The 23,054-nt window shown below is 35.9% G+C and carries 12 protein-coding genes; 8 read left to right on the top strand and 4 right to left on the bottom strand.

From position 1 onward, the window contains the following. Positions 1-5: 5 nt before the first annotated feature. The 8 genes from DHD80_RS12890 (at position 6) to DHD80_RS12855 (ending at position 14,613) form a co-directional block, all read left to right on the top strand. Positions 6-1,418 (top strand): alpha-L-fucosidase, encoded by a 1,413-nt coding sequence (locus DHD80_RS12890; protein ID WP_251741738.1) that lies wholly within the window; start codon positions 6-8, stop codon positions 1,416-1,418. 31 nt (positions 1,419-1,449) lie between these two features. Beyond that, positions 1,450-4,011 carry a glycoside hydrolase family 3 protein gene (locus DHD80_RS12885; RefSeq protein WP_251741736.1) on the top strand — a complete coding sequence of 854 codons (2,562 nt, stop codon included), beginning with the start codon at positions 1,450-1,452 and terminating at the stop codon, positions 4,009-4,011. A gap of 53 nt (positions 4,012-4,064) precedes the next feature. Further along, the gene (locus DHD80_RS12880; RefSeq protein WP_251741734.1) at positions 4,065-5,918 is read left to right on the top strand and encodes a Ca2+-dependent phosphoinositide-specific phospholipase C; all 1,854 of its coding nucleotides are present in this window, start codon (positions 4,065-4,067) and stop codon (positions 5,916-5,918) included. Between the two features lie 111 nt (positions 5,919-6,029). Then, positions 6,030-7,886: a metallophosphoesterase gene (locus DHD80_RS12875; RefSeq protein WP_251741732.1), complete on the top strand. Its 1,857-nt coding sequence runs from the start codon at positions 6,030-6,032 to the stop codon at positions 7,884-7,886. A 13-nt stretch (positions 7,887-7,899) separates the two neighbouring features. Continuing rightward, positions 7,900-9,366, top strand: a complete 1,467-nt coding sequence (locus DHD80_RS12870; RefSeq protein ID WP_251741730.1) for a two-component regulator propeller domain-containing protein — start codon at positions 7,900-7,902, stop codon at positions 9,364-9,366. Between the two features lie 3 nt (positions 9,367-9,369). Then, entirely contained in the window at positions 9,370-11,937 is a 2,568-nt protein-coding gene (locus DHD80_RS12865; RefSeq protein WP_251741729.1) for a hybrid sensor histidine kinase/response regulator transcription factor, read from the top strand. A 135-nt stretch (positions 11,938-12,072) separates the two neighbouring features. Next, positions 12,073-12,951, top strand: coding sequence for an inositol oxygenase (locus DHD80_RS12860; protein WP_251741727.1), 879 nt, complete (start codon positions 12,073-12,075; stop codon positions 12,949-12,951). A gap of 84 nt (positions 12,952-13,035) precedes the next feature. Continuing rightward, positions 13,036-14,613, top strand: a complete 1,578-nt coding sequence (locus DHD80_RS12855) for a solute:sodium symporter family transporter (protein ID WP_251741725.1) — start codon at positions 13,036-13,038, stop codon at positions 14,611-14,613. 706 nt (positions 14,614-15,319) lie between these two features. Here DHD80_RS12855 and DHD80_RS12850 read toward each other — a convergent pair. From DHD80_RS12850 to DHD80_RS12835, 4 genes are read right to left on the bottom strand one after another with little or no spacing between them, the layout of a single operon-like run. Then, positions 15,320-18,322: a type I restriction endonuclease subunit R gene (locus DHD80_RS12850; RefSeq protein WP_251741723.1), complete on the bottom strand. Its 3,003-nt coding sequence runs from the start codon at positions 18,320-18,322 to the stop codon at positions 15,320-15,322. Then, on the bottom strand, positions 18,319-19,596 hold the full coding sequence (locus tag DHD80_RS12845) for a restriction endonuclease subunit S (protein WP_251741721.1): 1,278 nt from the start codon (positions 19,594-19,596) through the stop codon (positions 18,319-18,321). The genes DHD80_RS12850 and DHD80_RS12845 overlap by 4 nt, the downstream gene beginning before the upstream one ends. 27 nt (positions 19,597-19,623) lie before the next feature. Next, entirely contained in the window at positions 19,624-20,148 is a 525-nt protein-coding gene (locus DHD80_RS12840; protein ID WP_251741720.1) for a hypothetical protein, read from the bottom strand. A 35-nt stretch (positions 20,149-20,183) separates the two neighbouring features. Beyond that, positions 20,184-23,036: a TrlF family AAA-like ATPase gene (locus DHD80_RS12835; RefSeq protein WP_251741718.1), complete on the bottom strand. Its 2,853-nt coding sequence runs from the start codon at positions 23,034-23,036 to the stop codon at positions 20,184-20,186. Positions 23,037-23,054: the final 18 nt, after the last annotated feature.

Below are 23,054 nucleotides of genomic sequence, written 5' to 3'. Positions count from 1 at the left end.
CTTAAATGAAAACAGCTTTTTCAAGAAATTTTTATTGCACTTTAGGTTTAATAAGTGTGCTGGTAACCAATTCCATAGCGCAATCACCAGATAAAATGGACTGGTGGAAAGATGCCAAATTTGGCATGTTTATGCACTGGGGTTTGTATTCGCAAACAGCCGGTTATTGGGATGGACATAAAGCCAAAGGCAATGAGCATTTTATGATTCATGAAAAAATCTCCTTAAAAGAGTATGGGAAAATTGCTGATGATTTTAACCCGATAAATTTTGATGCGGAAAAATGGGTGCTTACAGCCAAAGAGGCTGGTATGAAATATATCATCATCACCTCAAAGCACCATGATGGCTTTGCCATGTTTGATTCTCCATCAAACGATTATAATATAAAAACACAAACGGCCTATGCTAAAGATCCCATGAAAGAATTGGTTGCAGCGTGCCATAAACACGATATGAAATTTGGGTTTTATTATTCCTTAGGGCGCGATTGGGAAGACCCTGATGTGGCAACCAATTGGCCTCATAAAGGCGGGAGAAGTAATTTAGTAGATTACCCCAATGAAGATATAAAAGTTTTTAGTCGTTATTTTGAAAGAAAGGTGAAGCCACAAGTAAAAGAGCTGCTTACACAATACGGAAAAATAGATGTGATTTGGTTTGATACGCCAGAATTGATTAGTCCGGAAGAAAGTAAAGAATTACGAGAAATAATACTTAATATCCAACCTCATTGTATTATTAACAGCCGCATTAAACATGGATTTGGTGATTATAAAGTTACAGAGCAGGAAATAGTGGAAGGATTAGAAGTTGAACCTTGGGAAGCCTGTATCACCATGGGCAAAAACTGGGGATATATTGAGTATGATACCATTTATAAATCATCAGAATTAATGACGCGACAACTACTGGAAATAGTAAGTAAAGGCGGTAATTTATTATTGAACAATGGTCCCACTGGAAAAGGGGAAATTACAGAATTAGCCCAAGAACGCTTAGCGAAAATTGGAGCTTGGATGAAGCAAAACTCCGAAGGTATTTACGGTTCGACTCCATGGAAAATTCAGAATGAATTACTTTCTAACGCGAAAAAAACAAAAGTTGTTCAAGGGGAAGATGATAAAAACACATTAAAAGATGCTGTGAACGATGCGACTTCCAAAGAAATTATACCAGAAGTACAGTTCACCTTAAAAAACAATAATATATATGCTTACGTGTGTAGCTATCATCAAGAACAAGTCCTCATTAAATCACTTGCTTTAAAAAACAAAATTAAAATTAAAGCGGTGACGCCATTAGGTTCTCAAAAAAAACTTGCCTGGATTCAGAATAATGAAGGCTTACAAATTGATATGCCTGCTTATGCTGAAAACGAGATTTCTATAACGGGTTTCAGGGTAGAACTGAAATAAAATCTAAATACTTAAAAGCTTTATATAAAAAATGACGCTAAAAAAACTTATCCTATTTGTTTTAATAGTATTCCCAGCCGTAAGTTTCACTCAAACTCAATACAGGTTCCAAAATCAGGATCTACCAATAGAAACCAGGGTAAATGATTTGTTGGGTCGATTAACAATTGAAGAAAAAGTATCCATGTTAATCTCTACTGCAGAAGCCATTCCACGCTTAGAGGTTGATAAGTATTATCACGGTAATGAAGCGTTACACGGTGTTGTAAAAGGTGGAAGATTTACAGTTTTTCCCCAGGCTATAGCCTTATCGGCAACCTGGAATCCAGATTTAATTTATAAAGTGTCTTCTGCAATTTCAGATGAAGCCAGGGCAAAATGGAACTTTTATAACCAGGGAAAGGATCAGAAGAATGTCTATAGTGATTTATTAAGCTTTTGGTCGCCAACTATTAATATGGCTAGGGATCCAAGATGGGGTAGGACCCCGGAAACCTACGGGGAAGATCCATACCTAACCAGTAGAATTGGTGTTTCTTTTGTAAAAGGATTACAAGGCAATGACGAGAAATATTTAAAAGTAGTTTCCACACCCAAGCATTTTGTTGCCAATAACCAAGAAGAAAACAGGTTTGCTTACAATGCCAGTATATCTGAAAAATCTTTACGGGAATATTATTTTCCAGCCTATAGAGCCACTGTTCAGGAAGCTAATGCACAATCTATAATGAGTGCTTACAATGCCATTAATGGGGTGCCGAGTACCGCTAATAACTGGCTTTTGAATACGGTTTTAAGAGACGAGTGGGGCTTTAAAGGTTATGTTGTAAGCGATTGTGGTGCACCTTCCTATTTAGTAAAATCGCATCGTTTTGTAGATACTAAAGAACAAGCTGCAAAAGTGGCCTTAGAAGCTGGTTTAGATTTGGAATGCGGAAATGATATTTACGCAAACCACTTGCTCACAGCTTATAAGGAAGGATTAGTGTCCCGGGCTAGCATTGATAAGGCTACAGAGCGAATTTTAACCGCACGATTTAAATTAGGTATTTTTGATTCAACAGAAAACAACCCCTATACAAAAATTTCACCCGATGTTATCGGTTCTAAAGAACATCAGGATTTAGCCCTAGAAACCTCAAGGCAATCCATCGTACTTTTAAAAAATGAAAACAAAACATTGCCACTGGATATTGATAATATCAAAAAAATTGCTGTTGTTGGTTTTAATGCTAACCAGGTAGTTTTTGGTGACTATAGTGGTTTGCCCGTCATTAAACCAATATCACCACTTGAAGGCATCATCAATAAAGTGGGAGATCAAGCAGAAGTTACATATGTTAAATGGAAAACAGCTGCCAGAAACCTAAATTTCATTGAAGCAGAGCATTTAAGAAATGACTTTAATAATGAGAAAGGTCTATATGCCGAATATTATGATGATAAATTTCTTGAAGGTACACCTCAAACACGCGTAGATAATGAAGTTAATTTCGATCCTGTAAACAACCCCCCAGATCCGTACACCAATTATAGGCATAAATCGATGCGCTGGACTGGGTATATTACACCAAATGTTACCGGAGCTTATAAAATAGGGGTAAATTCTGATGATGGAATTCGCTTATGGTTAAATAATGAGTTGGTGGTTGATGAATGGCATAACCGTGGAGCTACTACCAATCAGGTAGAAATCTCCATGGAGGCAGGAAAAAAATATGCCATTAAATTAGAATATTTTGATAATGGCGGCGATGCTATTTGCCAGTTACTATGGGAGGTGCCAGATAACAAAAGTGGTGATTTGTACGAAGAAGATATTCAAGCTGCAAAAACCAGCGATTATGTGATTGCGGTCATGGGTATTAATAAAACTATTGAAAAGGAAGGTAAAGATAGAGAGTCGTTAGAGCTGCCTGAAGATCAAATTAATTATTTAAAAGATATTTATGCTGCAAATAAAAATACCATTGTGGTACTGGTAGCAGGAAGTTCGTTAGCTATAAACTGGATAGATGAAAATATACCGGCAATAGTAGATGTGTGGTATCCTGGTGAAGCAGGCGGGACTGCCATAGCCGATGTATTATTTGGAGATTATAATCCCGCAGGGAGGCTTCCCTTTACCTTCTATAAATCGGTATCAGATTTGCCTCCAATGGACGACTATGAAATATCAAATGGAAGAACTTATATGTATTTTGAAGGAGAGGCTCTTTATCCTTTTGGCTATGGATTGAGTTATACAAAGTTTGATTATAGTGATTTCAAAGTTAAACGGAAAGCAGATAAGCTTATCCTTTCTGCGACTATAAAAAATTCAGGAAAATTTAAGGGAGATGAGGTGGCCCAGTTATATTATAAAGCGAATCCAGCTTTAGAAAAAAAACCTTTAAAAAAGCTTATAAGATTTAAACGGATCTCATTAAATAAAGGAAAGTCCGAAAAGATCCAATTTGAAGTTTTTAAAAAAGATTTGCAGTTTTGGAATGAAAAAACGAAACAATGGACGTTTGAAAAAGGGGAGTATGAATTTATGATCGGTGCCTCATCAGAAGATATCAGGTTAAAAAAAACAACTTTAATCCCTTAATACTTCTGAGGATATTTCTGTAGTAAAAACTATTTTTTAATAAAACATTTATCATGCGAGAGGCTTTTAAACAGCAACTGATATTAGTGATTTTTCTATGTTCATATGTAATGGTAGCTCAAACTGGAGCTACTATTTATTTATGGCCTAAAGAAGTACCGGGCGAAGTAAATGAAAAACACCCGGCCAAACAAAGCGCTAATGTCTCTGATAATGTTACACGATTAACAGAAGTTACCAACCCGATGCTACGGGTTTTTAGTCCGGAGAAACCTAATAATTCTAAGGCAGGAATTATCATTTCTCCTGGTGGCGGGTATAAAATTTTAGCGATAGACAAAGAAGGTTATGAAATTGCCGCATGGTTAAATAGTTTAGGCTATACTGCCTTTGTTTTGCAATATCGGGTTCCGGGAAAACAAAAAGCTGCAGCTCAGGATATACAACGGGCCATTAAAATAGTGCGAAGTAAAGCATTAGACTATAATTTAAATCCTCAAAAAATAGGACTAATAGGGTTTTCCGCAGGCGGACACTTGTCGGCTTTAGCTTCCACAAATTATAAAAATAGCCTGTATAAGAAACAAGATACCATAGACGATTTTTCGAGCAGGTCAGATTTTACGATGCTTATTTATCCCGCCTATTTAGATAAAGGTGAAAACAAAACAATAGACCCCGATTTTAAATTAGAAAAGAATACAACTCCCTTTTTTATTTTCGGGACAAGCGACGATCCTTATGGTAACAGTAGTTTAGTTATGGCACAGGCATTACGGGATAATAAAATACCGCTAGAATTACATATGTATAACAAAGGCGGTCATGGCTATGGTTTGCGAAATAGTAATCCTGCCGCCCGGATATGGCCAGGTTTAGCAGAAAAATGGCTTGAAAATATCACCAAACCAACAAAAAAACTTAATGATATTCAGGTAATAGGAAGCCATAACTCCTATAAAATCCCTATTGAGAAACCTTTGTATGACTATTTATATCAAGCAGATCCTGATAAAATACAAACTTTAGAATACGGACATATTTCCTTAGAAGCGCAATTAAACTTGGGTTTAAGAAACCTAGAGTTAGATGTTTTTCATGATCCCCAGGGTGGGCGTTTTGCCAACCCAAAAGGTTTAGAAATTGTAAAATCTTTAGGGAAAGAACCCCTGGATTTTGATGTAGCTGAAAAACTGAAAAAACCGGGTTTAAAAATGTTTCATGTTCAGGACATCGATTTCAGAAGCCATCATTTGTTGTTTAAAGAAGGCTTGCAGGTATTAAAAGACTGGTCTGATAATAATCCGAATCATACTCCAGTTTTTATATTAATAAATGCAAAAGACCAAAATATACCACAAACAACCTCCCCGTTAGCTTTTACAGCCAATGCATTAGATAGTATAGATGTTGAAATAAAAAGTGTTTTTCCCACCAATAAACTTATAACGCCTGATTACGTAAGAGGAGATTTTGAAAGTCTTGAAGATGCTGTTTTAAAAGTTGGTTGGCCAGATTTAGATACGGTTAAAGGAAAGTTTTTATTTGTTTTAGATGAAAAAGAAGCTAAAGTAAATAGCTATTTAAAAGATCATGGAGCCCTAAGAGACAGAGTCATGTTCGTAAATAGTAAGGAAGGAAACCCTGAAGCAGGCTTTAGAATTATCAATAATCCGGTTACCGATTTTGAATATATACAAGAATTGGTAGCAAAAGGCTATATGGTTCGTACGCGTGCAGATGCAGGAACTAAAGAAGCACGTACCAATAACTACGAAAGATTTGAAAAGGCTAAAGCATCGGGAGCTCAGGTAATTTCTACAGATTACTATATTCCATCAGCTTTGTTCGAGTCCGATTTTAAAGTGATTTTTGATGACGGCACTTATGAACATATTAAAAAATAATTGATTGTCTGTAAAGTATCATAAACTATAAAGGACGTCATTCTGCTCAGGTATTGATAGATTTGGGAGGAGGAAAAAAAAGTTGTTCCCTTCAGAATTAGTTAAAAATTAATGATAGGTTTTATGCATCATCAAAGCAGGTACATTTTATTTAGTATTCTACTGGTACTGTTTTCGTGTGCTCAAAAAGAGAAAAAAAACCTCAAAAATATTCAAATTGCCTTTATTGCCGATGCTCATTTTCAGGATATATATGCGCAGTTCGAAGATGCTAACTATAAAGGGGTAAAAAATCCTAAAACGGGAGCCTATGTTAATATCAGGACTATGGATTCCCAATTGCAATCCACCCGAATTTTTAATGAAAATTATTTTGCGTTTATAGAAGCTTTAGATGACATTGTAGCACGAGGAATTAAATATGTGGCACTACCCGGTGATTTTAGTGATGATGGGCAACCGGTACATATAAAAGGTTTAAGCACAATATTAAATAATTACTCTAATAAATACGGTATTTCCTTTTTTGCAATCACCGGGAACCACGATCCGGTAAAACCCTTTACCCAGGAAGCTGGTAAGACAGATTTTTTAGGTGAAGGTGGGAAGGAGCAAATCATTACCAGTTCTGTCGAAAATTTAAAAAATAGTAGGGAAGGTCAATTAAAACCTATTATAACTTCAGAAATAAAAAAATGGGGTTATAAAGATATTTTAAGTGAAATGGCTGCATTTGGTTTTTATCCTCAAAAAGAATATCTGTATTGGGAAACGCCTTTTTCTACATATACCTATAAAAATTACAGGTTCAAAAATGCCAAAAAAGAGGCTGTTTTAAATAAAAGGCTTTATCCTATCGATAAAAATAATGTCCTCCCGGATGCCAGTTATTTGGTTGAACCCACAAAAGGAGTTTGGCTTTTAGCGATAGATGCCAATGTATATGTGCCTAATAAAGAATTATCTGGTGTTTCCAATAATCCCAATGACTTTTCTGGCGCAAGCATTGGTTACAATAATGTACTTTCACATAAAAGTCATTTGATAGATTGGGTAAAAAAAATTGCCCTGGAAGCCGAAGAAAACGGGAAGGTTTTAATAGCATTTAGCCATTATCCCATGGTCGATTTTAACGATGGTGCATCTGAAGAAATGAAACAATTTTTTGGGGATGATAAAATGCAATTGCATCGTGTACCCCAGGAAGATGTAGCCGAAACATTTGCAGATGCCGGCATTCAAATTCATTTTGGCGGGCATATGCATATAAATGATACGGGGGTAAGTACAAGTAATAAAGGGAATACATTATTCAATATCCAAACACCCTCATTAGCGGCTTACGCACCGGCATATAAAATACTTTTCATTCACTCAAATTCAGAATTTGAAATAGAAACGGTGGTGATAAAATCGGTTAAAAACTTCGATAGGTTGTTCCCATTATATGAACAGGAATATGCCTATTTAAAAGAATCAGGGCAGGCTTCAATTTGGGATAGAAAGATCCTTTCAACTAGAAATTATAAAGATTTTACACAATGGCATTTGAAAGAACTGTTGCGACTTCGGCTTTTACCGAATGATTGGCCCCAGGGATTTTCTGAAACTATATTACCATTATCCGGCAAAGAATTATTGTTGAGAAATACCGTTGAAAATGATAAATTAAACCAAGCATTGCGGGACAACAACCTAAGCTTAAAAAGTTTTGAAAATTGGACCGGGTTCGATATGATTTACGATTTTTATAGATTAAGAAGCGCAGATGAAATAGCGGAAATAGATATTGGAGCCAGGCGTTTAAAACAGTACGAGCTGGTTTGTAATCAATTAAAAAAATCAGAAGATACCACCTATAAATTATGGGCTGCAATCTTTGATAAAACTAGGAATGGTGAGCCATCAAATCATTTTATGATAAATTTAGACTTCAATACCATAAAAAATATAGCACCAGAAGAATGAAAACACTGTCTCAATGAAATACCGTTTTATCATACTATCCTTGTGTTTGATGCTATTTTTTTTGAGATCTTATTCTCAAAATATCAAATTTGAACATTATAATGAGAACGGAGGCTTATCGCATAATTCGGTGCGCCATATTGTCCAGGATAAACATGGGTTTTTATGGCTAGGTACATTTTCTGGTCTAAATAGGTTTGACGGGTATGAATTTAAATCGTTTTTAAGTTCTTCCGAAGGAAATAATAAAATTAACAATAACGATATAACAGCTCTGGAGTTAGATGAAGTATCAAATCACCTATGGATTGGTACTCGAAAAGGCTTAACACTTTTAGAGTTAGATACCTACAAATTCACTACATTTTTAACAGAAAAAGGCAATCCCAATAGTTTACAGGATGAGGAAATACGCTCTATATATGTAGATAAATACAAACGGGTTTGGGTGGGTACCAAAGACCAGGGTGTTTTTCTATTTCATTTTGAAGAAAACAGGTTTGAAAAAATAGAATTAACGGGTTTTAATTATGTTAAAGAAATTTTTGAGGATTCAAGTGGTAATACATGGGTAGGTAGCTATGGTACGGCATCTGTTGCGAAAATAAATTTAGATGTTTCTGGTAACATAAAACAAGTAACTTCTTATAAACTTAATATTCCTAACTCTTTAGAGGTAAATCCATATTTGAATTTTATTTATGAAGATGCCAAAAGGGATATATTTATAGGAACCAGAAAAGGTTTGTATAAATTAAACAAGAAACTAAATGAATTTGAAAACCTTTATATTGAAAACAACGGAATAAGAGACGCTTTAGGGCCGTATTTTCTAACGGTAGCTCAGGCACCAGATGGTAAATATTGGGTGGGTACGCTGGGCGGACTCCTAGTCTGTGATCAATTGGAAGACATTAGTAAAGGTGATTTTAAAAGATATTATTCTGTTTTAACAGACCAAACATCTTTAGTAGATAATTTAGTTTCTGCTTTATATTTTGATGCTTCCGGCATTTTATGGATAGGTACCGAAGATGGCTTGGATAAATACGATCCTTTTGAAAATCAATTCAACCTTAATAAAGATATTTCTCGTTTTATAGGTAATCAGGCACCAAGGGTAAGGGGCTTTGCCAGGACCTATAATGATAAAGTTATGGTGGCTACTCGCCATAACGGACTTTTTATTTCAGATGGGGATCATTTTATTCCGCTATACAATAATCAAAAAGATATTGCCAGTATTTATTCTATAGATGGTAGAATATTTTACTGCGGTTTATGGAATGGTAAGCTATTGGCTTACAATTACATTACAAACAAATCTAGGGAAATAGATATAGGTTTTGAAAAATCCCCTGTTTCGGCTTTCGAAAATTTAGGGGAAAACAAACTTATGGTAGGCTCGTTTGGTGAAGGAGCTGTAATTTTAGATACAAAAAGCAGAGATGGGAAATCTTCTAAAATGGCTTTGTTGTAAGAAGTGGAAATAAATGAAATTATTAAAGATCAATTTAACGATGTATGGTTTGCTACCGAAACAGGAGTGGTAAAATATACTTTAGAAACAGGTACTCAAGTTGTTTATAAATCCTCTTTTAATAATAAAAAAGGACTTCCACATAATAATGTAAGTGATATTGTTTTTGATGACGCTGGTAAACTGTGGGCTGCAACCCGAAAAGGATTAAGCTATTTTGATAAAGAAGAAAATAATTTTTTGCCTTTAAAAAAACCTGAAGAACTGGCAGGTAAATGGGTAACCGATATACTTACTGATATTAATGGCGATTTATGGCTAAACATAAATAACAATAGTGTGGCCAGGCTTAAAGCAAATCAAAAAGACTATAATATTTATCATGTTAATAGTGGGAATAGACTGGATTTTTTCAGCTCTAGGGGCTTTTATAATTTCGGAAATTCAGATATTTATTTAGGAGGAAAAAACGGTATAATATATTTTTCACCCTATACCATACAAGAAAACCAATTATCGCCCAAGCCTGTAATTACTGAAATTAAAATACAAAATGAAATAGTAGTTCCCGGCAAAGAAATAAACGAGGATACCCCTCTCAAAAAAGATTTTAATCAAACAAAAAGTATAGAACTTAATTATAAAAACCGGAATTTTTCATTTCAATTTTCCACTCCCTCTTATGCAAATGAACGGCTAAACAAATTTGAATATAAATTAGAAGGATTTGATGATAATTGGATAACTGCAAGCAGTAACTCCCGAACAGTTCAGTATACTAATTTATTTCCGGGTAACTATGTGTTTAAAATTAAATCCAGCAATAGTGACGGGCACTGGAGTGATATTGTTTCTTATAAAATAAAAATCAAGAGACCGTTTTGGTTAACCTACCAGGCACTCATCCTTTTTTTGTTGCTCCTTGCCTTAATCCTCTATTTCGTTAGACGAGAAGTGAAAAACCGGATGCGTTTAAAACAGGAACTCGTTACAGAAAAAGTGAACAGGGAGCGCGACATAAAATTGAATAATGAGAAATTAAGATTTTTCACCAATATCTCTCATGAGTTAAGGACACCTTTAACCCTTATTTTAGGGCCTGTAAAGCAATTAATAGAAGAGGGTAAGGACTATAGCAATGAGTATCAAAAAAGCAGATACAACCTTATACATCAAAATGCCAGTAGACTTTTAAATTTAGTAAACCAGGTACTGGATTTTAGAAAGGCACAAACAGGTGAACTTAAACTAAAAGTATCAAAAACCGATATTTTACAGTACACCAAAGATACATTCGATTCGTTTAAAGAGTTTGCTTATAATAAACATATTCAGCTAAGCTTTAATACTGAAAATGAATCGATTGTTGGGTGGATAGATAAGGATAAATATGATAAAATTCTCTATAACTTGTTGTCTAATGCTATAAAGTTTACCAATAAATATGGGCATGTAGATTTATTTGTTGGTATAAAAGACGGAGATGAAGGTTATTTGATTATTGAGGTGAGTGATGATGGGATAGGTATACCAAAAAAGAGTCAGAAAAAGATATTTACAAGGTTTTACCAGGCCACAAATAGTAAGGAGAACAATACGGGTTCAGGAATTGGATTGTCACTGGTCAAATCCCTGGTCGATTTGCATAAAGGAAGCATAAAAGTAAAAAGTACACCGAACAAAGGCAGTGTTTTTACCGTTGAAATTCCTGTAAAACGCAGTTTTTATAAGAAAAAAGAAGTTTTTGAGTATGTAATAAATAAGGACAGGCAGGAAATTACACCTCAAATTCCTGTTAAAAAAGCAACTACCAATACCGAAATTAAAGAAAAGATACTGGTTATTGAAGATAACCTTGAACTAAGAAAATATTTAATAGATTATCTATCTAATTATTATAAAGTATATGAAGCTGAAAATGGAGAAGAAGGCCTTCAACTCTGCCGGCAAATAAAGCCAATATTATGTGTAGCCGATGTGATGATGCCAGTTATGGATGGCCTTCAATTTTGCAAAGAACTTAAAAATGATGACTTTATTAGCCACATTCCTGTGATCTTATTAACCGCACTTTCCGAAAATGAAGATAAGGTGAAAGGCTACGATGTAGGGGCAGATGGATATTTAGTAAAACCTTTCGATCCTTCCTTATTAAAATCAATAATTGTAAATATTATAAAAACAAGATTAGAGCTAAAATCGAAATTTTCAGACGATGCAGAGAGCGAAATAGGTTTGCTTACCCATTCTCCCGTAGATAAGGCTTTAATGGAAAAAATATCACACCTAATTGAAGAAAATCTTAGTAAGGCAGATTTAACCACCAGTTTTTTGTGTGAAGAGTTAGGGATGAGCTCTTCAAAACTTTATAGAAAAATAAAAGAACTAACCGATTTGGCACCTAATGAGTTTATTAGGACCATTCGATTAAAAAAATCAGTCCAACTTCTAAAAACAAAAAAGCATAATGTATCGGAAGTGACCGACCTGGTAGGCTTTAACGATCCCTTATATTTTAGCCGTTGCTTTAAAAAACAATTTGGTTTTCCTCCCAGTAAATTGCTGAAGTAGATAGTGTTACCTTTTAATTTATTTTATTTTTTCCATGTTTTTGATGTATTAATCCATTTCGTAAATTGTTTAATGTTTTAAATTGCATGAGTGAAATAGGATAGTTAACAATTAAGCTCTAAAGTATAAACAACGATGAAGGACTCATTAAATAAAGATCGACATGACCCTATGGGTAATATTGATGATTGGGAAGATAATTTATTGCAAAGGTATCCTGATCCTGCTGAAACTAAAAAAGAGAAAGATGAGTTTAGAAACTATGTAGATTCAGAACGATTAGATACGGTTAGGGAATTTTATAAAATGAATCATGAATACCAAACATATGATTTTGTTTGTTATAAAGAAACAGAGTTTTTAAAATTCAACAAAAAAGAAATGTCTATTTGGGAAGCAGTCGACTTTTTAAATACCTTGGTAGACGATAGTGATCCCGATATAGATTTAGATCAGTTACAGCATTTGTTACAAACCTCTGAAGCGATAAGGGCAGACGGTCATCCAGACTGGCTGGTACTTACGGGTTTTATACACGATTTAGGCAAAGTACTATGCTTATTTGGCGAACCGCAATGGGCCGTAGTAGGGGACACTTTTCCGGTAGGATGTGCCTTTTCCGGTAAAATTGTATATCCCGAATTCTTTGTAAATAATCCAGACTATACAGATGAACGCTATAATACTAAATACGGGGTCTATGAACCAAATTGCGGCCTGGATAATGTTAAAATGAGTTGGGGACATGATGAATATTTATATCAAATCATGAAAGATTACCTGCCAGAGCCTGCATTATACATAATTAGGTATCATTCGTTTTATGCGCAGCACCGAGAAAATGAGTATGCACATTTAATGAACGAGAAGGACATTGAAATGTTTGAATGGGTTAAAAAATTTAATCCTTACGATTTATATTCCAAAGCACCCATACCACCCAAGGTTAAAGACCTAATGCCTTATTATAAAACTCTTGCCGAGAAGTATTTACCCGGAAAATTGAACTTCTAAAAGCTTGCTTTTATTTTCTGAAAAAAGCTCTAACATATTTTTAGGGCTTTTTTGCTTTCCAACTATCTATAAAGATCATATTGTATGTATACCGCTCTTACTTTCGTAGCTTTCCTGGCCTTTGTTGCTATTTATTCCTGGTATAAGCTCCGAAAAGAAAAGTTAGATTCACAAGATGGTTATTTTCTTGGCGGAAGAAGTTTGACGGGTGTAGTTATCGCCGGATCTATGCTGCTTACTAATATTTCTACCGAGCACCTTATTGGTATGAATGGATCTTCATATAAAAACGGATTTATTATTATAGCCTGGGAAGTGACCTCGGCTTTGGCGCTAGTGGCAGCAGCTATTTATTTTGTACCTAAATATTTAAAAATGGGATTGACAACCATACCACAATATTTAGAAAATAGGTTCGACGGCACCACAAGGACTTTGGTGGCTTTTTTTTTAATGATATCATTTGTTGTCACACTTTTACCAATCGTTTTATATACAGGGGCAATTAATTTAGAAAGTATTTTTAACGTCTCTGAAGTCCTGGAAGTGTCCAAAAAAGATGGACTACAGATCACGGTGGTGGCAATTGGGGTACTAGGGTCCATATATGCGATTTTTGGTGGTTTAAAGGCGGTCGCAATTTCAGATACAGTGAATGGGATTGGACTTTTAATCGGTGGATTAGCGATTCCCTTAATAGCTTTGGTTAGTATAGGAGATGGAAACCCTCTTGATGGTTTAGTTAAAGTTTATAATCATAGCCCGGAAAAATTTAATGTTATTGGAGCAGAAGATTCTGTGATGCCTTTTAGTGTTCTTTTTACCGGATTAATTATTAATCAGCTATACTTCTGGAGTATGAATCAAACTATAATTCAGCGTGCATTAGGAGCAAAAAATTTAGTTGAAGCCCAAAAAGGCTTGCTGTTTACCGGAGTTTTGAAAATATTAGTGCCTATTATAATTATTTTACCGGGAGTTATTGGCTTTTATTATTTTGGGGATTCGCTATATGCTAGCCAGGATATGATTTATCCAGAACTGATTAAAAAATTATTACCAGTAGGTTTGGTGGGTGTTTTTGCGGCCATTGTGATGGGGGCAGTTTTAAGTACTTTCAATAGTGTGTTAAATAGCGCTGCAACCATTTTTAGTATTGATATTTATAAGCGACACTTTGGAAAAAATAGTAGTGATAAAAAATTAGTCACTATAGGTAAATTAACATCTACTGTGTTGGCAATTTTCGCCATCTTAGTAGCACCAATGGTAGCGAATGTCCCCGATGGGTTATACCAGCTTTTGCAGCAGTTAAACGGTATTTTCTTTATTCCTATAGCTTCAATTATGTTGGCTGGTTTTTTTCTTAAGAATATATCGGCACTAGGCGCGAAAGCGGCGTTATTTGTAGGACTGACATTTTATATTTTAACAACCTTTGTCTTTAAGATTGATATTCATTTTGTTCATGTTTGGGGAATAGAATTTATCTTAAATCTTATAGTGATGTTTTCTGTATCTTATTTTTATCCTGTTGCCAAAAAGATGTATCAGAAAGAATTGCCCTTTGTTGAAATGGTAGAATGGAAATATACGAAGCTAATGGCTACATTGCTTTGTGTTACGACCATTGTGATTTATGTTTTATTAGGTAGAAACTAGTTAAGATAGAAATTTAATTTAGCCACCAAATCAAGAAAATAAAATTTCTTGAAACCGACTATCTCCAAGACTGAACCGTTGGGGAATTTTATAGATTGGATAAAGCAATCACCTCTGGGAAATAATGATGCGCCTTTCTACCGAAAATAATAAGTACGGCGGGATAAATCATAAGACAATACCCAGCACAATAATCGAAGTTTTACAGTCTCCAGTAAAATAAGGGAAACATCTTTAAAATTGTTTTTTAAACTGCAGGAAGTATAAACGAGTAAACTACGGCAATGGCTGAAGCTTTCGTGGCGATAAAATAACCGGTTACGATTCCGCCAATCTTTTTTTACTTCATTAATTCTACCTTCGTCATAAGGATACCTGGAAAAACAATGAATTCTTTTTCATCTGATCGGACTAAGCTTCATGCACTTGATGTTTTCTTTTCATCAGACTTATCAAAGCTCAGATATACCAATCCAGCTATTAGTTCTTCTTGTTAATTGATATCAAATAAAATTTGCTGTTTATTTTCCAATACAGAAGTTTTCAGTTCCCGGATTTACTGGGTTTAGGAGAAATCGAGGTGTAATCCAGGTACAAACCCATTTCTAACATCTTAAAATAAATCAAAAAATATTATCAAATATTTAGTCTTTTGTGAATTTAATAAAAAATAATACAATTTACTTTTAAAGTGAATTCCGAAGTTTTAAGCCTCCAACGGCCAATCTTTATATTGACCTTCGGCTTGTTCAATAACTTCTTTCAAAAGTGTATCCAATTCAGAGAACGGAACTTTTCCGCGAAGTTCTTTTTTAACAGCCAAACGAATAGCCGCTTTGGCATTTTCCTTTTTAGTCCAGTCGAGTTGAAGGTTTTTCTTGACGGAGTTTACTACTGTATGCACCAGGTCCTGGATGGGTCCGGTTTGGTTGAGCAACTTTTCGTTGGCAGATAACAAATCATAGAAAGCCAGTTCATCTTCGGTTAAACCGAGTTGCTTGGTCCTGATATCATCTTGTTGGAATTCATTGGCGATATCAAGCAGGTGTTTGATGGCGGCTATGGAATCTAAAGAATTCCGGTGGTAGTTGCTCAGCACCTTTTCCAGCTCGTCTTTCAGTTTTCGCATCCTGCGGATGTTCTTGGGCATTCGCACCCGTATCTCGTCATTGATGATCCTGCGCAGCAATTCCATTTTGATATTTTCGTCGCCTTTTTCCTTTACAATGGCCTGGAACCTATCGTCTACTATGGAAATATCGATCTTATCCAGGTTGTACATTTTTGCCAGGTCTACAATTTCCTGCGATTCCAGGGATTTGCTTATCAGGTCTTTTATCTTTTCATTCTTCTCCCTGCGCGGACCGGGAGGAAATTTGATTTTTCTTATAATTTGGCGGATCTTCTGAATGATGCCGACTTCCTCCTGGATCTTCCAGATGCGGGAATCTGAACTGGTCATTGCCACCAGCTCTGCCAGCTTTCGCTCTTCGAGCAAAAAAGCATCGGTAACGACATCAGATTTTAAAAGATTATTTACTATCCCGCTGGACCATTTCATCTTGTCCATATCGGACATTGAATTAATACTTTCCGCAGAAAAATCACCAATCAAATCCTTCACTTTTCCAAACTGCTCCAGACATATTTTTACCGCGGCTTCAAGATCCAACGTGGGTTTTCCTTCCCCACCTCCGCCGGTGTATTTCTTGGTGGCTTCGGCCAAAAAGCCGGAAATTCCTATAAAATCTACTACGAGTCCGTTGGGTTTGTCTTTAAAAACCCGGTTCACCCTTGCAATGGCCTGCATCAGGTTATGGCCTTTCATTATTTTATCCACATACATCGTATGGGCGCAAGGGGCATCAAAGCCCGTGAGCCACATATCGCGAACAATCACCATTTGTAAAGGATCTTCAGGCGTGCGGAAACGCTTCTTTATGGCTTCCATCGCATCTTTGGTGCGTACGTGAGGATTCCAGTCTGTAGGATCTTTGCTGATGTTTCCTGTCATTATCACGGCTACTTCAGGACAAGCTTCCAGCGCGGTGAGGGCGTTGTACATTTTTACGCAGTTCTTGCGGCTCATACACACGATCATCGCTTTGCCTTCCAGGCTTTCTGTTCTCGCCCTGAAATGGGTGAGGATATCTTTGGCAACTCTTTCCACCCGGTCAGCAGCCCCGGCGGCATCTTCTATCGCTGCCCAAACGGCATTGTTCTCCTCGTCTTCATCTTCTTCCATTTCATCCAGCTCCTTATTATAGTTGGCTTTGATGTTGAGCGGAACCATTTTTGGCTCGTAATAAATGGGCACCGTGGCACCGTCTTCCACGGCCTGTTTGATATCGTAGGTGTGAATGGTGGGGCCAAATACCTGTTGGGTATCGGCATCTTTGCCATCTACGGGAGTTCCGGTGAAGCCTATAAAGGAGGCATTGGGCAAAGCACGTCTGATGTTCTGCGCAAAGCCGCCGCTATGGAATCCATACTGGGTGCGATGGGCTTCATCTGCCATCACGATCAGGTTATAACGTTCAGAAAGTACCGGGTGGGAGAGCTCTTTTCCCGAAGCCAGTTCTTTTAAGCGGAATTTCTCAATGGTGGTAAAGATCACGCCGCCGCCATCGGTGCTCAGAAGGGCCCGCAGCTCATCTGTGGTATCGGCGTGTTGCACGTGGCCCACCAGGTCTTTGCACAGCACAAAATTCTCATAGAGTTGCTGGTCCAGGTCATTGCGGTCTACCTGGATGAGGATGGTGGGATTTTTCATTTCGGGCATTTGCCTGAGGATCCCGGTAAGGATGGCCATCGAAATGCTTTTACCCGATCCCTGGGTGTGCCAGATCACTCCCAGCCGACCGTCACCCTTGGGTTTTATATTTTCTACCGCAGAGTCCACCGCTTTTTTAATGCCCCAATACTGGTGATATTTTGCGCCTTTTTTGACTATTTTCCCGTTGTGGTCTTCGTGGAAAATGAAGTTTTGCAGGTAATTCAATAAGGTTTTCTTCGGAAATAATCCCTTCAGCAAGGTCTCCAGCTGCAGTTCCTGTTTCTGCTGAAGATCATCCCCGTGCAGACTTTTCCACGGAGCAAACCACTTTAGGGATGAGTTGTACATCCCGTGCAGGGTTTCCAGCCCATCTGAAACTACCGTGATGGCATTGTAATCAAACAGCTGCGGAATATCCTGAAAGTAATGCCCAATTTGCCGGTGGGCGTTTTCCACACCCACCTCGGGATCAAACATATTCTTGAATTCAAAAACAATGAGCGGAAGTCCGTTGATGAAAACGAGCAGATCTGTGCGGCGGCTGTTCTTGCCAATGATCTTTACTTCATCTGCACACACAAAAGTATTTTTCTCAGGTTCCCGGTAATTGATAGGGTAGAGGTGCCGGGCCTGTTCTTTGCCCGATGCATCTTTCCAAGTAATGGAAACCCCCTGGGTCATTTTAAGATGAAAATCGCGGTTGCGGTGATCGAGATCCATTCCCTCGTGTTGGGTAAAAGCTGAAAGCGCTTCATTGATGGCGGTTGCCGGAACATCGGGATAGGAATTTGTTAAAAATTCACGAAGGTCCTCCTCCAGCACCACCTTTTTTAAGTCCCGCTGCAGGGAATTGCCTTCTTTATAGGTGTACCCCAACTCCTGAAGGCACTCTATGGCAGCCTTTTGCACCGTAATCTCGATCATTTGTGTCATAGAATTTCAGATAAGGTTTTCTCCGCATCTTTCACGCGGACTTCCCCGCTGATGAGTTTTGGCAATAAGGTGTCGCGGAGTTGGGTTAGGGTTTGGTTTTCTATATTGTTTTTTGAGAATTGGAGGTAAAGAGGTTCAGCTATTTCATTAAACTTTTCCAATATATTTTGAGTTGGAACTACGAGTTTTGCTTCTTCAAAAACTTTCCCAGTTACTGCTGGATATGAAGATCCTGTCGCTCTGGAAATCAAATAGTCCACGAAATTCTCTGTGCAAGTGTAAGGATACAAAAAGGAATATGGAACCGTCTTTGGCGAAGTAACAGCAAATCCCGTTGAAACTATAGTGCGGTTATTAAAACCTAAAGCTAAAAATCTGGACTTTCTATTTGGTCTCACTGTGGACCATACTATGTCGCCGTCTGAAATAATTCGACGTGCTCTACTCGGAGCTTCGGAAAATAATATAGGTTTAATATTTTCTACCCAACCTTCTTCAACAGAAGCGATATCTATGTACTCTATGATTTTAACTTTTGCATTTTTACTTATGGACTTAGAATTAACCTCTGCAACTTCTTTAATTTTTTTCACTTCCCATTCCTTCGGAATTTCTCCCAATTCTGAATCTACAAATTCCCCATCCTGAAAAGGCCCAAAATCAACGAACCAATGCTTGTATAGTGCTATTGACATTTTTTCCAAAGTTTGGTTCATCTGAAGGTTGAGCTTGATCTTATCATCTAAAGCGGAAAGGATGGAAGCGATGGTTTTTTGTTCTTGTAGAGGAGGGAGTTTAATTTCAAAATTTCCAATTTGAGTTAGACTAATATGTGGAATAGAAGTTCCAGTTTTAACGTTGTCAATGTATTCTTCAAAAATTTTGTTATTAATAAGTTGCCAAAGGAACTTTTGCTCAGCTATTTTTGGTTTAGCATTTACACGCCCCACTCGTTGGGCTAAAATTGATGGAAGATCTTGACTTCTTACAATAGCTCTGTTTTTACCGATCTTAGAACCATCCATACCAATAACTATATCTCCTTCTTCTACTACATATTTATCCAGCTTTTTCATTGAATTATTCCAGTAACGACTATCATCGCCCCATCGTAAATAACCTTCGGTAATATTCTTACCACGTATTACTTTTAATTCTCCTGAATAACGGTAATCTTTACTTTTGAAAGCAAAACCAGTTGATAAATTTGCAACTTCTCCAAGTTTATATGTTTTCCAATTTTCTGGCATTAGTTGTTGTTTATTTTTTAACATCCGGTTTAACCCAAGTTGCGGTAATTTTTATTTTTTCCTTTTTTTCTTGGTTTCAATTATATAAAAGTTGTCCTTATCCTCAATCACAAAGTCAAAATTCTTCATTTTTTCTAATGAATTAGAAAGTTCATTATATTGAATAGCATAGTTTTCGGTGAAACTCTTAAGCGAATTTTCTATTTGAAATGACATATTTTGAAGTTGACTAAAATCTGGTAATTTAATCGAGTTTTTATTTTCTTCTCTCAGCCTCTCAATTTCAGTTTCCATTTCATCCACTTTAATCTGAAGCTCGTTTTTCTCCTCAAGAATTTTATTATTTAAGGATTCAAGTCCTTCTTTAGTGCTTAAATAATGCCCCATAATTTTCTCGGAAGTCAATTCTTTAAGAGTTTCATTTCTCTCTTTCAAGACTTTTATTTGTTCCTGAATTGATTCAATTTGGGCTTTCTTAGCTTCACGAAATTCCGAACTCCATCTTATTTTCGCAACCCAAGCTAAAATTGATGCTATAATACTTAGGCCGGTGATTGTTATATATACTATTTCCATTTATTGAGTAGTCCAGTTTAAATTCGGTGTTTTTTTTAAAATCCATACTTGTCTTTTCGAAGCTTAAATGCTTTTTCTCCACCTTCCATTACTGATGTGATTTCATTTCTAACTAATTTTTTGTCAATTGCACCTTCTTCTTTAATAATTCCTCTAGTCTGACTTGTAGAATCTTTATAATCGCAACAAATCACAAGCTCTGCATCTCCGTTAACAACAAGGTTTGCATTGTGGCTAGTAAAAATTAGTTGTCTTTTTTTCTTTGCGTCCCAAATATTTTTGATTATTTGATCGATTGCTCTATTATCAATATCGTCTTCAGGTTGGTCTATCAGAAGTGGAATTCCGGGTTGATTTAGAAGGACAGTAAGTAATGCAGTCGCCTGTTGGCCCGCAGACGCTTCTCTAAATGGGATGACATCCCCAAGCTGGTTATTGGTTGTGTAAAAGAATTCAGGATTAAATTCTAATTCACTGACTGAAAGTCTTAGCCAATCATCAGTAGTTAACTTGTTGCAGAGTTTGGTTTTATGTTCTTCACTGTAACCGCAGCTTGTTAGTTTTGGTGTTTCAGGAATTGCCAATGTTTTGTCTTCAGAAACCTTTAGTTCAGCCAATAATCTAAACTCCTCAAGAATATCAGTGTATTCTTTAACTGGGTCAGCCGATTCCCTGATGCTCTCTATAATGGCATCTATTCTTTCTTCTCTTATTCGTGTGCCTTCAAAAATGCTCTTGAGTTGTGTCTTTAATGGCAAAAGATTTATACTTTTTGTAACCTCTGCTTTTATAAGGTTTTTGGAAAGTCCTGTGAATTTTAGAGCTTGTTCATTTAATAGCGAAACCTTTTCTGTATGATAATTAAGCCAATTTAGCTTCTGTTCATCAAATTCTTCTTCAGGTGTACCAATCTCTTTGATTAGTAAAGTTCTATCAGAAATTATTTTACTAATCTCACTAATTCTTTTCTCAATATTTTGAATCTCTGATAATTGTTGTTGGCTCGATTGAGATGTATTTTTTGCTTGTTCATATGCGACTTCAAATGCTGCTTTCTTCTCAGTCCATTCTTTAATCTTGTTATTGAGTGTAGCTAATTTTTCAGAACTAAAGATTTCTTTAAAAGCCTGAACTGTAACCTTTATCTCTGAAAATTTAGAGTCTACTTCATTGGAAATTTCTTGAATCAAAGTTTTATTTTCCAATTCCTCTATACTTCCTAAAGGTTCAGGATAAGTTTCCAATAGTTTTAAAAGTTCATCCGCTTTATTTTCAAAAATCTGCAATTCATTTTTTGAATTAGAGATAATCGAATCCTCTATTTCAAATTTTGATTTTTTATTAATTGTTTGCTGATCTGTTTCAGAAACACCTCTAAGTGATTTTCGGATATTGTCTGCTTGATTATTTAAAGAGTTTGATTCAAGATTAAAATTGTCAATTTCTTGCTGAATCTCTTTTTTTCTAATTAATTGATTGTAGGAATTCTTAAGTTTTGTTCCCGTTTCACTTAATTTAAATTTAATTGTTCCTAAACTATTGGTAATGGGTTGTTCGATGAACCTCTTTAATTCTTCGGTTTTTACTCCAACATCACTTAATTGCTTTTGACTATAGGATTGAATAGGTAAAACCTTCCTAACATCATCCTCTTTGACTTGTTGAAAATCTCCGTTGCCAATTTTTAACAATATTTCTCTCGTTTGTGAATTCCGCTTAACTATATGCAGTATTCCATTCTTTACCATAGTTATACGTACTTCACCACCAACATCAGAAAGCGTTTTTTGGATTAGAGCTTTCCTCCTTTTTTCTATAATACTTAATTCATCAAAATCAGAGTTCTGAATAGTTTGGTCACACAATCCCCATCTTAAATATTCAAGAATTGTAGATTTACCTGTTCCTCTTCCACCAATAAGTGCATTATATTGTTGGTTTAAGTTAATATTGAATGTTCCTAAAAATTTTGATATAGTTACATCCACAGATTGAATGAAAATTTGCGGTAATTCAGGTTCTACTTGGGATATTCTAGATTCTTTAGCCAGACAGGCTTGTTTAATAGCTTCGGCAGTTGGTTCAGCCCACTTTATCCAAGTCGAATATTTGCCAAATTCTCTGCCGTCTTCATACCGATTATCTGACGTAGAAATTAATGCTATGGACTTGTTGCCATAATTAACATCACCACCATTAATTTTATTTTGATAACCACTTTCAGTTGAAATAGCTTTGTCAACATACCCTCCTACACAAGGCATTTTTCTATAATGCTCATGAAAACCACTTCGCATTATTGTATGTTCTCCACCTTTCCCAACATTTGGTAAGATTACATATCTTCCTTTACAGTAGTTTAGTTCATTTAGTTTTTCATGTAAATGAACTAAGTCATTGACTACAGTCTGTGATATTTTTAAAGTCGGTGTAGTAAATTTTTCAAATTCATTTGTTGGATTGATTCCAAAAAAGTTTATTACTGAATCCAAATTGGTATCACTGAAGTCAGAGTCAAAAATGATAATACATTGGCTTACAGGATTTGCCAAACTCATTTCAATACCTGGAAAAACAGTAATAACTTTATCGAATTCTGAATTTGATTTAAATTCTTGATTTTGTATTTCCGCAACTTTTCTTAACTGTTTAACAAATACAACATCATGATGGTCAGTCATCGCAATTGCATTTAATCCAGCCTCTCTAATTTTTTGTAAATATTCTTTCGAAAACTGCTCCCTTTCTAAAGTAATTTTTTCCTTTTGTTCAGGTGTTATATTTTCAATTTCTTCAGAACTAAGTCCATATTTATTTCCAGTATAAGCTATATCTCTAGGGCTATGTACCTGAAAATCGCATCTGTAAAAGTGAGCGCCTTTATCCATTTATTTCTTTTTCAATAT

This window comes from Gramella sp. AN32, assembly GCF_023718305.1.
In the GTDB taxonomy this organism is placed as follows: domain Bacteria; phylum Bacteroidota; class Bacteroidia; order Flavobacteriales; family Flavobacteriaceae; genus Christiangramia; species Christiangramia antarctica.
This window is presented reverse-complemented; position numbering and strand designations above follow the sequence as displayed.